The sequence below is a fragment of the Actinacidiphila polyblastidii genome (assembly GCF_036353415.1).
GTDB lineage: Bacteria > Actinomycetota > Actinomycetes > Streptomycetales > Streptomycetaceae > Actinacidiphila > Actinacidiphila polyblastidii.
In genome coordinates, this window is sequence record NZ_JAZEWV010000048.1 from 1 (window position 1) to 13,690 (window position 13,690).

Sequence of the window (13,690 nt, forward strand, 5' to 3'; positions counted from 1 at the left end):
GCCCGGGGGGGGGGGGGGGCGCCGGCGGGGGGGGGGCGCCCCCCCCCGGCCCCCCCCCCGCCCCTCGCCGAAGCGGGCCGGCGGCACTCCCATGTGCCGGCTGAAGTGCCGGCTGAAGTGCGCCTGGTCGTAGAAGCCGACGGCGGCCGCCACCTGCGCGGGCCGGGCGCCCGCGAGCAGCATGCCGCGGGCCAGGTCGATCCGGCGGCCGGTCAGGTAGGTGTGCGGCGGCAGCCCGTAGGCCCGGCTGAAGCAGCGGATCAGGTGCGTCGGATGGGCGTGCAGGATGCCGGTGGCCTCGTCCAGCGAGAGGCCGTCGGCGACCCGGGCGTCCAGCAGTTCGCGCAGCCGCGCGGCCAGCCGGTCGCCCTCGCGCCCCGGCGGGCGCACCCGCCGGTCGGTCTCCAGCCGCGCCAGCAGCCGTTCGCGGACGAAGGCCAGCCGCGACTCGCCCTCCAGCGCGTCGTCCCGGTGCGCGAGCGCCGCGTGCAGCCGGTGGATCTGCCGGCGCAGCTGCGGATCGCCGAGCACGGGACCGGCCACCGCCGCCCCGGCCAGCCGCTCGGGCAGCACGTCCGTGCTCAGGTACAGCACCCGCTTGCGGAAACCGCTCGGCCGCACCGTCCGGCCGTCGTGCGGCACCCCCGGCGGCAGCAGCACCACCCGGCTGGCGTCCCAGGCGCCGTGCCTGCGCCGGTCCAGCGCGAAGTCGACCACCCCGTCGTCCAGGATCATCAGGTCCCAGGTCCTGTGGGTGTGCAGCGGATAGGCGTGGTCGGTGAACCGCGCGTGCAGCACCTCGTCGATGCCGCGCACCGCCGGCTTCCAGGCGCGCACCTGCCGGACCGGCTGCGCACCGGTCACTTCCGCCCCGGACAGGAGTCGCCGCCGGGGCCGGCATGCCTCACCGACCCGGCTTCCCTTCCTCGTCGTAGCTGCGGCGCGCCGACTCGACGGCGTCCATGTGGTCCTTCGCCCACGACGCCATGCCCGCGAAGAGCGGTCCCAGGGTGCGGCCCAGCTCGCTGATCTCGTACTCCACCCGGGGCGGCACCTCGGGGTGGTAGGTGCGGGTGACCAGGCCGTCCCGCTCCAGCTGCCGCAGCCGCTGGGTGAGCACCTTCGGGGTGATCGTGCCCAGCCGCCGCTCCAGCTCCACGAACCGCTGCCGGCCGAACTCGTTGAGGGTCCACAGCACCGGCGTGGTCCAGCGGCTGAACGCGACGTCCAGCAGCGGCGTCACCTCGCACTCCACGGGCACGAGCGCCGCGGTGATGCCCCGGCCGCCGGCGGTGGGAGCACCGAGGGTGCGCGTCATGCCGTCCTCCTGGGTAGTCACTATCTTCTAGGTACCTACTATAAACACGTTGTTAGCGTCGGCCGCATGACACTTGCCGCAGATTCGCCGCGGGGGCGCGCCTCCCGCACCCCGGCCGCAGGGCCCGGCCTGATCCTGGCCTTCCTGTGCGTCGTCCAGTCGATGGTCTACCTCGACTTGACGATCGTGAACGTCGCCCTGCCCTCCATCCAGGCCGACCTGCGCATGCGCGACGGCGACCTGCAGTTCGTCGTCACCGCGTACGGCACGGTGCTCGGCGGCTTCCTGATGCTCGGCGGGCGGCTCGCCGACACGCTCGGACGGCGCCGGCTGCTGCAGACCGGCATGGCGCTGTTCGGCGCCGCGTCCCTGGCCGCCGGGCTCTCGCACTCCGCGGGACTGCTCATCGCCTGCCGCGGGGTGCAGGGCCTCGGCGCCGCGCTGACCGCCCCCGCCGCCCTGTCCACCCTCACCACCACCTTCACCGAGCCGGCCGCGCGCACCAGGGCGCTGGGCGTCTGGGGGGCGCTGGCCGGCGTCGCCTCGGTGCTCGGCGTGCTGTTCGGCGGCCTGCTCACCCAGGGCCCGGGCTGGCGCTGGGTGTTCTTCATCAACGTGCCGATCGCCGTCTTCGCGGTGATCGCCGCGCCCTTCGTGCTGCCCGAGAGCCGCTCAGGCGGCGCCGGGCGCCGGTTCGACGCCGCGGGTGCGGTCAGCCTCACCGCCGGCCTGCTGCTGCTCATCCACACCCTCGACCAGGCGGTCACCGCCGGCTGGTCGAGCGGCAGGACGATCGGCGGGCTGGCCGGCGCGGCGGCGCTGCTCGCGGCCGTCGTCGTCGTCGAACTGCGCTCCGCCGCACCGCTGCTGCCGTTGCGGATGTTCCGGCTGCCGGCGCTGCGCACCGCCAACATCACCGCGGTGCTCACCTTCGGGGCGATGGTCACGCTGTTCTTCTTCGCCAGCCTCTTCATGCAGCAGGTGCTCGGCTACGACGCGCTCAGGACCGGGCTCGCGTACGTCCCGCTGGCCCTGTCGGTGGGCGTGGGCGCCGGCGTCGCCTCCGGGCTGATCGCCAAGGTCCCGGCCCGGCCGGTGCTCGTCGCCGGGCTGGCGCTCGGCGCGGGCGGGCTGCTGCTGCTCGCCCGGCTGCCGGTGCACGCCGGCTACGCGGCGGACGTGCTGCCGCCGTTCCTGATGGTCGGGATCGGCCTGGGGATGTCCTTCGTGCCGCTGCAGATCGCGGCCGCCCTCGGAGTGCGCGAGCGGGAGTCGGGGGTGGCGGCCGGGCTGATCAACACCAGCCAGGAGGCCGGCGGCGCCCTCGGCGTGGCCGTGATCTCCACGTTCGCCCTCACCCGCATCGGCGACCTGATGACCGGAGCCGGAGCGCACCCCGGCCCCGGCGCCCTGCGGGCGGCCCGTGCCTCGGGGTTCCACCACGCGTTCTTCGCCGCGGCCTGCTTCGCGCTGGCGGCCATGGTGCTCGCCGCCGTCCTGCTGCCGGCGATGCGGCCGGCGGCCGCATCGCCTGCCGGGGCGGGGACGTCGGGCGGCGCGGAGCCGGCGGCTGGGGAACCGGTCCGCGCGGGGCGGGCGCCGGTCGGGGAGGGCTCCGCGCCCGACGCGGCGGACGGCCCGTCGGGCCCCGCGGGTGCTGAGCGTGCCTCCGCCTGACCGTCCGGCGCCGGGTCTCAGGGCCCGGCGCCGGGCGGCCGCAGCCCGCTGCTCGTCACCGCCTGGCGGGCAGCGGCCAGCAGCACCTCCTGCAGCGCCCGCGCGGCCCGCGGCGGAGCGACGTCGCTGCGGTGCGCCAGCGCGACCGTGCGGCGCAGCCCCGGCCGGGCGAGTGGGGTGACGCGCAGCTCCGCCCCGGCGCGGGCGGCGACCATCGCGGGCACCACGCCGATGCCGAGCCCGGCCCTGACGAACCCCAGGACCGCGTCCATCTCACCGCCCTCGACGGTGCAGTACGGCTCGAAGCCCGCCGCCCTGCACGCGGCGAGCGTGAGGTCGCGCAGGTCGTAGCCGTGCCGGAACATCACCATCGGCCGGCCTTCGAGGTCGGCGATCCGCAGCGGCGAGCGCGGCGCCGGCGCGTCGGCGGCGGAGACCGCCACCAGGTCCTCCTGGAACAGCTCCACGGTGGTGAGCGCCGGCGAAGGACTGGGCAGCGGCAGCACGACCAGCGCCAGGTCCAGCGCGCCGCGGGCCAGCCGGCGCACCAGATCGTGCGATCCGCCCTCGTCCAGCAGCAGCCGGACGCCCGGGTGGCGGCCGTGGAAGTCGCGCAGCGCGTCGGGCAGCAGGCCGGTGCACAGGCTCGGTGTCGCGCCCAGCCGGACCCGGCCGCGCCGCAGCTGCGCCAGCTCCAGCACCTCGTGGCGGGCGGTGTCCGCGTCCGCGAGGATCCGCCGGGCCAGCGGCAGCAGCGCCTCGCCCGCGTCGGTCAGCGCGATGTTGCCCCGCGCCCGGCTGAACAGGGGTGCGCCCAGCTCCTTCTCCAGCGCTCCGATCTGCTGGGAGAGCGAGGGCTGCGAGACGTGCACCGCCTCGGCGGCCCGGGTGAAGTGGCGGGCGTCCGCGACGGCCACGAAGTAGGCCAGCTGCTGGAACTGCACGCTCCCAGCATACGGCCGCCATAGACAGCGGCTATGGACACGAGCCTGATCATGTCTTGGACCACTGGCCATCCGTGGTCCTACGGTCGGGTGCATGGCACTGGCAACCCGTACGGACCAGCGTCCGTCCATGGCGCGGACGGTGTGGGACTCCACCGTCGGCAAGAAGACGATCATGGCGGCGAGCGGCCTGGTCATGCTGCTCTACCTGGCCGCCCACATGTTCGGCAACCTCAAGATCTTCTTCGGCCCCGGCACCTTCAACGGCTACGCGCACTGGCTGCGCACCCTCGGGGAGCCCTTCCTGCACTACGAGTGGGCGCTGTGGATCATCCGCGTGCTGCTGGTCGCCTCGGTGGTCGCGCACGGCGTGTGCGCCTACCAGCTCAGCCGCCGCGACCTGCGGGCCCGCCCGGTCGGCTACCAGCACCGCAGGGCGCGGGCCAGCTACGCGACCCGCACCATGCGCTGGGGCGGTGTGATCATCGCGCTGTTCCTGGTGTGGCACCTGCTGGACCTGACCACCCTCACCGTCAACCGCAACGCCGAGCCGGGACACCCGTACCAGAACGTCGTCGCGACCTTCCACACCTGGTACGGCGACGTCATCTACATCGTCGCGATGCTCGCCCTCGGGCTGCACATCCGGCACGGCTTCTGGAGCGCCGCCCAGACCCTCGGCGCGGGCAGCGCCACCCGGGACCGGGCGCTGAAGGCCACCGCCAACGGGCTCGCCCTGGTGCTGACGGCCGGCTTCATCGCCGTCCCGGTCGGCGTCATGGCCGGCGTCGTCCACTGACCGGCCGCTGAACGACCCACCGAGGGAGTCGAGTTGAACACCCCAACGCCGTCCGCAGACCCGCGACACACGCGTCCGCAGTACACCGAGGGCGCACCGATCGCCGACACCAGTGCCCCGGGGGGGCCGATCGCCGACCGCTGGGACACCCGCCGCTTCACCGCCAAGCTGGTCAACCCCGCGAACCGCCGCAAGCACACCGTCATCGTGGTGGGCACCGGCCTGGCCGGCGGCTCGGCCGGCGCCACCCTGGCCGAACAGGGCTACCACGTCGTGCAGTTCTGCTACCAGGACTCCCCGCGCCGGGCGCACTCCATCGCCGCCCAGGGCGGCATCAACGCCGCCAAGAACTACCGCAACGACGGCGACTCGATCCACCGGCTGTTCTACGACACCGTCAAGGGCGGCGACTTCCGCGCCCGCGAGTCGAATGTGCACCGCCTCGCCCAGATCTCCGTGGAGATCATCGACCAGTGCGTCGCGCAGGGCGTGCCCTTCGCCCGCGAGTACGGCGGCCTGCTCGACACCCGCTCCTTCGGCGGCGTCCAGGTCTCCCGCACCTTCTACGCCCGCGGCCAGACCGGCCAGCAGCTCCTGCTCGGCGCGTACCAGGCCCTGTCCCGGCAGATCGCCGCGGGAAACGTGGAGATGCACCCGCGCACCGAGATGCTCGACCTGGTCGTGGTGGACGGCGCGGCCCGCGGCATCGTCGCCCGCGACCTGGTCACCGGTGAGATCTCGACGCACACCGCGGACGCCGTGGTGCTCGCCACCGGCGGCTACGGCAACGTCTTCCACCTGTCGACGAACGCCATGAACTCCAACGCCACCGCCGTCTGGCGGGCGCACCGGCGCGGCGCGTACTTCGCCAACCCGTGCTTCACCCAGATCCACCCGACCTGCATCCCGCGCAGCGGCGAGCACCAGTCCAAGCTCACCCTGATGAGCGAGTCGCTGCGCAACGACGGCCGGATCTGGGTGCCGGCGACCGCGGGCGACACCCGGCCGCCGGCACTGATCCCCGAGGACGAGCGCGACTACTACCTCGAACGGATCTACCCGTCCTTCGGCAACCTGGTGCCCCGCGACATCGCCTCGCGCGCCGCCAAGAAGGTCTGCGACGAGGGCCGCGGCGTCGGCCCCGGCGGCCAGGGCGTCTACCTCGACTTCGCCGACGCCATCGCCAGGACGGGCCGCGGGGCGGTCGAGGAGAAGTACGGCAACCTCTTCGAGATGTACCAGCGGATCACCGCCGAGGACCCGTACGAGGTGCCGATGCGGATCTACCCCGCGGTGCACTACACCATGGGCGGCCTGTGGGTGGACTACGACCTGCAGACCACCGTGCCCGGCCTGTTCGCGATCGGCGAGGCCAACTTCTCCGACCACGGCGCCAACCGGCTCGGCGCCTCCGCGCTCATGCAGGGCCTGGCCGACGGCTACTTCGTGCTGCCCGCCACGCTCAACGACTACCTGGCCCGCAACTCCGCGCTGCCGACGGTCGATCCGGCCGACCCCGCGGTCCTCGAAGCGGTCGAGGAGGTGCGGGAGCGGCTGCGGCGGCTGGTGAACGTGCGGGGCGACCGCACCGCGGACTCCTTCCACCGGGAGATCGGCGAACTCATGTGGGAGTTCTGCGGGATGGCCCGCACCGAGCAGGGGCTGCGCGAGGCGCTGGAGCGCATTCCGCTGATCCGCGAGGAATTCTGGCGGCGGATCACGGTGCCGGGCACGGAGGCGGAGTTCAACCAGTCGCTGGAACGCGCCAACCGCGTCGTGGACTACCTCGAACTCGCCGAACTGATGTGCCTGGACGCCCTGCACCGGGCCGAGTCCTGCGGCGGCCACTTCCGTGAGGAGTCCCAGACCCCGGACGGTGAGGCGGCCCGCGACGACGAGGCGTTCGGGTACGCGGCCGCCTGGGAGTTCACCGGCACCGGCAACCCGCCGGTGCTGCACCGCGAGGACCTCGTCTTCGACTACGTCCACCCCACCCAGCGGAGCTACGCATGAGGATCGCCCTGCGCATCTGGCGCCAGAAGAACACCGAGGCGCCCGGCGCCATGCGGGAGTACGAGATGGACGGCGTCTCGCCGGACATGTCCTTCCTGGAGATGCTCGACACCCTCAACGAGCGGTTGACGCTGGAGGGCGAGGACCCGGTCGCCTTCGACCACGACTGCCGCGAGGGCATCTGCGGCGCGTGCAGCCTGGTCATCGACGGCCAGGCGCACGGCCCGGAGCGCACCACCGCCTGCCAGCTGCACATGCGCTCCTTCCGGGACGGCGACACCATCGACGTCGAGCCGTGGCGCGCGGCCGCCTTCCCCGTCGTCCGCGACCTGGTCGTGGACCGCTCCGCCTTCGACCGGATCATCCAGTCCGGCGGCTACGTCAGCGTCCCCACCGGCGCGGCGCCCGAGGCGCACGCCACCCCCGTCCCCAAGCCGGACGCCGACCGGGCCTTCGAGCACGCCGAGTGCATCGGCTGCGGTGCCTGCGTGGCCGCCTGCCCGAACGGCTCGGCGATGCTGTTCACCTCGGCCAAGGTCAACCACCTGGGCGCCCTCCCGCAGGGCGCGCCCGAGCGGGAGACCCGGGTGCTCGACATGGTCGCGCAGATGGACGCCGAGGGCTTCGGCGGCTGCACCCTCACCGGCGAGTGCGCCACCGCCTGCCCCAAGGGCATCCCGCTCACCTCGATCACGGCGATGAACAGGGAGTGGCTGCGCGCCAACCGCAAGGTCGCCCGGAAGTAGCCGCACGGAGGAGGAACGGCGGCGCCCCGCGCCGCGGCGAAATCCCGTTGCCCGCGATCGGACGTCTCTGCTGTAGTCGGCCGTGCACCCGCTGCCGACCGAGGAGCAATGATCATGCGCGGTTCCGTCATGCCCGCTCAGACAGGAACAACTCCCTATCTCGAGGACATGACCGTTCGTGCAATCGCTCAATCTCGGCATTCTCGCGCACGTCGACGCAGGTAAGACCAGCCTCACCGAGCGGCTGCTGTACGCCGCCGGAGTGATCGACCGGGTCGGCAGCGTCGACGCGGGCAGCACCACCACCGACACGCTCGCGCTGGAGAAGCAGCGCGGCATCACCATCAAGTCCGCCGTGGTGTCCTTCACCCTCGGCGGGACCACCGTCAATCTCGTCGACACCCCCGGCCACCCGGACTTCATCGCCGAGGTGGAACGGGTGCTCGGCGTGCTCGACGGCGCGGTGCTCGTGGTCTCCGCGGTCGAGGGCGTCCAGCCGCAGACCCGGGTGCTGATGCGCACCCTGCGGCGGCTGCGCATCCCGACGCTGATCTTCGTCAACAAGCTGGACCGGCGCGGCGCGGACCTCGCCCGCACCCTCGACGCGGTGGCGGGCAGGCTCACCCCGGACGCCGTGCCGATGGTCGCCGCGGTGGGCGAGGGCGGCCGCGCCGCGCGCACCGTCCCGTACACCGCGGCGGACGGCGCGTTCACCGCGCGGCTGCTCGACGTGCTGGCCGCACACGACGACCGGCTGCTCGCCGCCTATGTCGACGACGAGAGCGCCGTGCCGTACGGCAGGCTGCGCGGCGAGCTGGCAGTGCAGACCGGCCGGGCGCTGGTGCACCCGGTGTACGCGGGCTCGGCCGTCACCGGGGCGGGCGTGGACGCGCTCGCCGCCGGCGTCGCCGAGCTGCTGCCCGCGCCCGGCGGCGACCCGCGCGGCCCGGTGGCCGGCGGCGTCTTCAAGATCGAGCGCGGCGCGGCGGGGGAGAAGGTCGCCTACGTGCGGCTCAGCTCCGGCACCGTGCGCCTCCGCGACCGGCTGCCGGTGCACCGCGAGGGGGCGCTCGTCGCCGAGGAGAAGGTCACCGCGATCGCCGTCTTCGACGACGGCGTCCTGACCCCGCGCGACGAGGTGACCGCCGGGCGCATCGCCACCCTGCGCGGCCTGACCGGGGTGCGCATCGGCGACACCCTCGGCGAGGCGCCGGAACCGGCGGGCGGCGACCGGCAGTTCCCGCCGCCCACGCTGGAGACCGTGGTGGCCGCGCGCAACGCCGCCGACCGCGCTGCCCTCCACGCCGCGCTCGGCCTGCTCGCCGAACAGGACCCGCTGATAGACCTGCGGCGGGACGCGGCCGCCGGGGAGATCGCGGTGTCGCTCTACGGCGAGGTGCAGAAGGAGGTCATCGAGGCCACGCTGGCCGCCGAGTTCGGCGTCGCGGCGGAGTTCCGGGAGACCACCACCCTGCACATCGAGCGGGTGGCCGGAACCGGTTCCGCGTTCGAGGTGATCAAGAAGGACGGCAACCCCTTCCTCGCCACCGTCGGCCTGCGGATCGAGCCCGCGCCGGCCGGCAGCGGCGTGGAGCTGCGGCGCGAGGTCGAACTGGGCTCGATGCCGTACTCCTTCTTCACCGCCGTGGAGGAGACCGTGACCGAGACCCTGGAGCAGGGCCTGCACGGCTGGCGGGTGACCGACTGCGTGGTCACCGTGACCCACTCCGGTTACTCGGCCCGGCAGAGCCACTCCCACGCGGTCTTCGACAAGAGCATGTCCAGTACCTCGGGCGACTTCCGCCACCTCACCCCGCTGGTGCTGGCGGCCGCGCTGCGGCAGGCCGGCACCGTCGTCCACCAGCCCGTGCACCGCTTCCGGCTGGAGATCCCGGCCGCCCTGCTCGGCACCGTGCTGCCCGCCCTGACCCGGCTCGGCGCGGTGCCGCGCACCTCGGCGGCGCACGGCGACTCCTTCCTGCTGGAAGGCGACATCCCGGCCGCCCTGGTGCACGGCCTGGAGCTGCGACTGCCCACCCTCACCAGCGGGGAGGGCGTGCTGGAGAGCGCCTTCGACCGCTACGAGCCGGTGCGCGGCGCCGTCCCGCAGCGGGCCCGCACCGAACCCGACCCGCTGCACCGCAAGGAGTACCTGCTGCAGGTCCAGCGGCGGCTGTCCGGCCTCGGCGACAGCGCCGCGCCGCACCGGACGGGGAATGCCTGACGCCGGGGACCGGTTGACCAACGAAAGGCGCCCGGAGCCGGGCGGCAGCGAACCCCAGGCTCGGCAGCGGCCCAGCACGGCTGCCGCGGCCTCCCGCATCCCACGGAGGACCCCATGGCACGCCCCGTCAAGACGCCGGGACCCGACCACCCCATCACCGTCGAGCAGACCCCCGGCCGCCTCGTGGTGCGGGCCGGCGGGCGCGTCGTCGCGGACACCACCCGCGCGCTGACCCTGCAGGAGAGCACCTACCCGCCGGTGCAGTACATCCCGTACGAGGACGTCGCCGAGGGCGCCCTGCGGCCCACCGAGTCGCAGACCTACTGCCCGTACAAGGGCGACGCGTCGTACTACGCGCTGGTCGGCCCGGACGGCGAGATCGGCGACGCCGTGTGGACATACCTGAAGCCGTACGACGCGGTGGACGCGATCGCCGGACACGTCGCGTTCTACCCGCAGCACGTCGAGATCGCGGCCGGCTGACCGCACCCGTTCCCGGCCAGGGAGCCCGCCCGGACCTCCGGGCGGGCTCCCGGCGCATTCACGCCATGGGCGCCGCGGCGCCCATGGGCCAGACTGGGCCCATGGGCGACAACAAGCGGCTGATGCTGGCGGGCGAGTGGTACATCGCCGACGACGAGGAGCTGGGCGCGGACACCGTGCGGCGGGTGGAGCTGTGCCACACCCTCAACTCGGCGACCGAACCGGCGGAACAGCGCAAGGCGCTGGAGCAGTTGCTCGGGTCGCTCGGCGAACACGCCCACATCCGGCCGCCGTTCCAGTGCGACTAGGGCTACCTCATCACCATCGGCGCGCGGACCTTCGTGAACTTCGGCGCCGTCTTCCTGGACGCCGGGCCGATCACCGTCGGCGCGGACGTCCAGATCGGCCCCAACGTCCAACTCCTCACGCCCACCCACGAAATGGACGCCGAGCGGCGCCGGGCCGGCTGGGAGAAGGCGCTGCCGGTCACCATCGGCGACAACGTGTGGCTCGGCGGCGGCGTCATCGTCTGCCCGGGCGTCACGATCGGCGCCGGCACCGTGGTGGGCGCCGGGTCGGTGGTCACCAGGGACCTGCCGCCCGGCGTCCTCGCGGTGGGCAACCCCGCCCGGGTGGTCAGGGAGCTCACCGACCGGCCCGGCGAGGACGCCCCGGTCAGCCCTTGAACCCCATGCCGCCGTACATCGCCACCTCGGAGTCCTTGACCCGGCCCTCGGTACCGGGCTCCGGCCGCCACCTGTGCACCAGCACCACGCCCGGGTCGATCTGCTCCAGGCCGTCGAAGAACGCCTCGACCTGGGCCTTGGTGCGGTTGCGGGCCGGCATGCCGCGCCGGGTGTACTCCGCCACCACGTCGCCGATCGGCTTCGGGCTGGAGTCGATGGTGACCGTGGACAGCACCAGGTAGCTGCCGGCCGGCAGCCGGTCCAGGTACTCCTTGACCAGGCCGTACGCCTGCGCGTCGTCGGTGACGAACTGCAGCACGGCGATGATGGACAGCGCCACCGGGCGGCCGAGGTCGAGGGTCTCGGCGACCTCCGGCGCGGCGAACACCGCGGCCGGGTCCTTCATGTCCGCGTGCAGGTAGGCGATCCGGCCCTCGGGGGTGCTGTTCAGCCGCGCGCCGGCGTGGGCCAGCACGATGGGGTCGTTGTCCACGTAGACCACCCGGGCGCCCGGGATGACGCTCTGGGCGACCTCGTGGAGGTTGGGCGAGGTGGGAATCCCGGTGCCGATGTCCAGGAACTGGTCGATGCCCTGCTCGGCCAGGTGCCGCACCGCGCGGTGCATGAAGGTGCGGTTCTCCCGCATGGACAGCCGCAGTTCCGGCCACCCCGCGAGCATCTGCTCGGCCGCCTCGCGGTCCGGCGGGTAGTTGTCCTTGCCGCCCAGGATGTAGTCGTACACCCGCGCCGAGTGGGGCACGGTGGTGTCGATCTCAGGCGGTTGGTAACCCGCGGGCCGGTGCGTCCAGGCCATGCCGTCCGACATCTGCTTGTTCCTCCTGCTTCACTGCTGTGGGCTCGGGGTTCACTGCGACGGGCTTCGATCTGCTGACTGAGGCTTGCGGTCCGGGGGCCGGGGCGCGCTCAGGAGGCGGCCAGGGTCGCCTGGCCGGCCTCCCAGCCCCGGGCGAACACGTCGAGTTCGGTGTGGGTGAAGACGAGTGCGGGGCCCTCGGGGTCGGTGGACTGGCGGACCGCGTAACGGCCGTCGGGCAGCTTTCTGACCTCGACGCAACTGCCGCCGTTGCTACCGCTCCACGGCTTGTGCCAGCCTTCCGTGCCCAGCTCCCTAACGGCGTTGTGTATGCGGTACACGTGCTCAAAGCTCCTTACGAATGCCGGTGAGGAATGCCTCGGCGCGCTGCACCGGAAGCGCCTGAGTGCACATCCGGTCGAGGGCCGCCTGGAAGTTGGTGACGTCGTCGTACTCGTCCAGGTAGACGGCGCCGACGAGGTTCTCGACGTACGCGACGTCCGAGATTTCCTCGTGCGGGAACCGGAAGATGTGGAACGGCCCGTACATGCCCTCGTGCGCACAGATCTCGAACGGCATGATCTGCAGCTTGACGTTGGGCAGGTCCAGCAGGTCGATCAGCCGGTCCACCTGCGCCCGCAGCACCTCGCGCGGCACCATCGGGCGGCGCAGCACGGTCTCGTCCATCACCACCCACAGTTCGGGCGGCTCGGCCCCGGTCAGCAGCCGCTGACGCTCCATCCGCAGCGCCACCCGGCGCTCCACTTCCTCCGCCTGGTCGTGAACTCCACGGCGCAGCACCGACCGTGCGTAGTCCTCGGTCTGCAGCAGGCCGGGGACGTAGTGCGGCTCGTACGCCCGGATCAGGCTCGCGGCCTCCTCCAGGCTCACGTAGCCGCTGAACCAGTTGGGCAGCGCGTCGCGGTAACGGTGCCACCAGCCTGGCTGGTTGGCCTCGCGCACCAGCGCGATGAACGTCCTCGCCTCGTCCTCGGGCACGCCGTAGTCGTCCAACAGCGTCTTGACGTAGGGGAGTTTCCACCGCCCCCTGGCCAGTTCCATCCGACGGATCGTCAGCGGGGCCACGTCGAGGAGGAGCGCGGCGTCCTCGAAGGACCTCCCGGCGGCGACCCGCAGGTCGCGCAGCCGCCGGCCCAGCACCATCAGACGAATGGTCGAGGCATTCGCCGAGTGGGCAGCGGTCACGGCCCGTCCCCTCCTCGTACGGCAATCATGGAGTGCAGTCTGCCACCGAGCCGGTGACAGCCACAGCTCGGATGCGACTTGCTGAAATTATCAGAGAGTCTCTTGCTCTTTGTGGATGTCGGGGATCATAGTGGGTCCGTGACCGCGTTCACACATGCGTGGCAGCCGGCAGCCGGGCGCACCCGGGGCACGGGCCTTCTCCTGCGGCCCTGCCCCGATGTCCCGAACCAGCGCCGGCGGGTCGCAGCGTGGGGGTCCGCACCCGGGAGGGACCCCCACGCTTTCACCGTGCACGCCCCGGCGGGACCGGGCGCGGTACCTCCCTCACCCCGAGGACTCAACCCGTGGCACTCACCGACATGACGTTCCGGCCCGCGGCCTTCTCGCCGCACCTGGCCTTCGTGCTGCCCGCCCACGCGGGCTCCGTCGCCGCGGCCAGGTCCTTCGTGCGCGCCCATCTGACCCACCGCGGCTGCGGCGCCGACGCACAGGACAGCGCGGCCCTGCTGATCAGCGAGCTGTTCACCAACGCGCTGCGGCACACCCCCAGCGCGACCATAGGCTGCGCGGTGCACGCCGGCGAGCGGCATGTGCGGATAGAGGTGCGCGGCAAGGGCGACGGCGCCGACATCGCCCCCGGACCCGCGGAGACGCTCGACGTCCGCGGCCGCGGCCTGCTCATCGTGCAGAGCATCTGCGCCGCGTGGGGCGTCCAGGCCGACGACCAGGGCCACACCGTCTGGTGCACGCTCCCGCACGACGCGCCCTGACGTCCGTCCG

At 73.0% G+C, this 13,690-nt stretch carries 13 protein-coding genes and 1 pseudogene; 8 read left to right on the forward strand and 6 right to left on the reverse strand.

From position 1 onward, the window contains the following. Together V2S66_RS31875 and V2S66_RS31880 are read right to left on the reverse strand one after the other, a co-directional pair. The coding region (locus V2S66_RS31875) for a helix-turn-helix transcriptional regulator (protein ID WP_330800251.1) at positions 1 to 864 on the reverse strand (864 nt) is incomplete at its 3' end. Positions 865 to 904: 40 nt separating this feature from the next. Next, a complete protein-coding gene (locus V2S66_RS31880; RefSeq protein ID WP_330800252.1) occupies positions 905 to 1,318 on the reverse strand; it encodes a winged helix-turn-helix transcriptional regulator in 414 nt (137 codons plus the stop codon). Between the two features lie 66 nt (positions 1,319 to 1,384). Between V2S66_RS31880 and V2S66_RS31885 the strand changes: the two genes are divergently transcribed. Next, on the forward strand, positions 1,385 to 2,995 hold the full coding sequence (locus tag V2S66_RS31885) for an MFS transporter (protein ID WP_330800253.1): 1,611 nt from the start codon (positions 1,385 to 1,387) through the stop codon (positions 2,993 to 2,995). Positions 2,996 to 3,012: 17 nt separating this feature from the next. Here the strand turns inward: V2S66_RS31885 and V2S66_RS31890 are convergent, their stop codons facing one another. Beyond that, positions 3,013 to 3,939 carry a LysR family transcriptional regulator gene (locus V2S66_RS31890; RefSeq protein WP_330800254.1) on the reverse strand — a complete coding sequence of 309 codons (927 nt, stop codon included), beginning with the start codon at positions 3,937 to 3,939 and terminating at the stop codon, positions 3,013 to 3,015. 94 nt (positions 3,940 to 4,033) lie between these two features. Here V2S66_RS31890 and V2S66_RS31895 point away from each other — a divergent pair, with 94 nt between their 5' ends. The 6 genes and pseudogenes from V2S66_RS31895 to V2S66_RS31920 all read left to right on the forward strand — a co-directional run bounded on the left by V2S66_RS31895 (position 4,034) and on the right by V2S66_RS31920 (position 10,890). Then, positions 4,034 to 4,738, forward strand: coding sequence for a succinate dehydrogenase cytochrome b subunit (locus V2S66_RS31895; RefSeq protein ID WP_330800255.1), 705 nt, complete (start codon positions 4,034 to 4,036; stop codon positions 4,736 to 4,738). Between the two features lie 33 nt (positions 4,739 to 4,771). Continuing rightward, on the forward strand, positions 4,772 to 6,751 hold the full coding sequence (locus V2S66_RS31900; RefSeq protein ID WP_413966526.1) for a fumarate reductase/succinate dehydrogenase flavoprotein subunit: 1,980 nt from the start codon (positions 4,772 to 4,774) through the stop codon (positions 6,749 to 6,751). After that, the gene (locus V2S66_RS31905; protein WP_330800256.1) at positions 6,748 to 7,497 is read left to right on the forward strand and encodes a succinate dehydrogenase/fumarate reductase iron-sulfur subunit; all 750 of its coding nucleotides are present in this window, start codon (positions 6,748 to 6,750) and stop codon (positions 7,495 to 7,497) included. The genes V2S66_RS31900 and V2S66_RS31905 overlap by 4 nt, the downstream gene beginning before the upstream one ends. A gap of 178 nt (positions 7,498 to 7,675) precedes the next feature. Further along, positions 7,676 to 9,721 (forward strand): translation factor GTPase family protein, encoded by a 2,046-nt coding sequence (locus V2S66_RS31910; protein WP_330800258.1) that lies wholly within the window; start codon positions 7,676 to 7,678, stop codon positions 9,719 to 9,721. Between the two features lie 114 nt (positions 9,722 to 9,835). Further along, entirely contained in the window at positions 9,836 to 10,204 is a 369-nt protein-coding gene (locus V2S66_RS31915; protein ID WP_330800259.1) for a DUF427 domain-containing protein, read from the forward strand. A gap of 101 nt (positions 10,205 to 10,305) precedes the next feature. Next, positions 10,306 to 10,890 (forward strand): annotated as a pseudogene (locus tag V2S66_RS31920) (sugar O-acetyltransferase). On the opposite strand, the gene V2S66_RS31925 reads toward V2S66_RS31920, so the two are convergent. The 3 genes from V2S66_RS31925 to V2S66_RS31935 form a co-directional block, all read right to left on the reverse strand. Then, on the reverse strand, positions 10,880 to 11,716 hold the full coding sequence (locus V2S66_RS31925; protein ID WP_330800260.1) for an SAM-dependent methyltransferase: 837 nt from the start codon (positions 11,714 to 11,716) through the stop codon (positions 10,880 to 10,882). The pseudogene V2S66_RS31920 and the gene V2S66_RS31925 overlap by 11 nt on opposite strands. Before the next feature lie 98 nt (positions 11,717 to 11,814). Continuing rightward, positions 11,815 to 12,045, reverse strand: a complete 231-nt coding sequence (locus tag V2S66_RS31930; RefSeq protein WP_330800261.1) for a DUF397 domain-containing protein — start codon at positions 12,043 to 12,045, stop codon at positions 11,815 to 11,817. Positions 12,046 to 12,049: 4 nt separating this feature from the next. After that, entirely contained in the window at positions 12,050 to 12,910 is an 861-nt protein-coding gene (locus V2S66_RS31935; protein WP_413966527.1) for a helix-turn-helix domain-containing protein, read from the reverse strand. Positions 12,911 to 13,254: 344 nt separating this feature from the next. Here V2S66_RS31935 and V2S66_RS31940 point away from each other — a divergent pair, with 344 nt between their 5' ends. Beyond that, positions 13,255 to 13,680, forward strand: coding sequence for an ATP-binding protein (locus tag V2S66_RS31940; protein WP_330800262.1), 426 nt, complete (start codon positions 13,255 to 13,257; stop codon positions 13,678 to 13,680). Positions 13,681 to 13,690: the final 10 nt, after the last annotated feature.

What these genes read in the sequence shown, in the direction of transcription:
- V2S66_RS31925 (WP_330800260.1), bottom strand. Translation starts at nt 11,716, where the DNA reads ATGTCGGACGGCATGGCCTGGACGCACCGGCCCGCGGGTTACCAACCG.
- V2S66_RS31905 (WP_330800256.1), top strand. Translation starts at nt 6,748, where the DNA reads ATGAGGATCGCCCTGCGCATCTGGCGCCAGAAGAACACCGAGGCGCCC.
- V2S66_RS31885 (WP_330800253.1), top strand. Translation starts at nt 1,385, where the DNA reads ATGACACTTGCCGCAGATTCGCCGCGGGGGCGCGCCTCCCGCACCCCG.
- V2S66_RS31895 (WP_330800255.1), top strand. Translation starts at nt 4,034, where the DNA reads ATGGCACTGGCAACCCGTACGGACCAGCGTCCGTCCATGGCGCGGACG.
- V2S66_RS31880 (WP_330800252.1), bottom strand. Translation starts at nt 1,318, where the DNA reads ATGACGCGCACCCTCGGTGCTCCCACCGCCGGCGGCCGGGGCATCACC.
- V2S66_RS31915 (WP_330800259.1), top strand. Translation starts at nt 9,836, where the DNA reads ATGGCACGCCCCGTCAAGACGCCGGGACCCGACCACCCCATCACCGTC.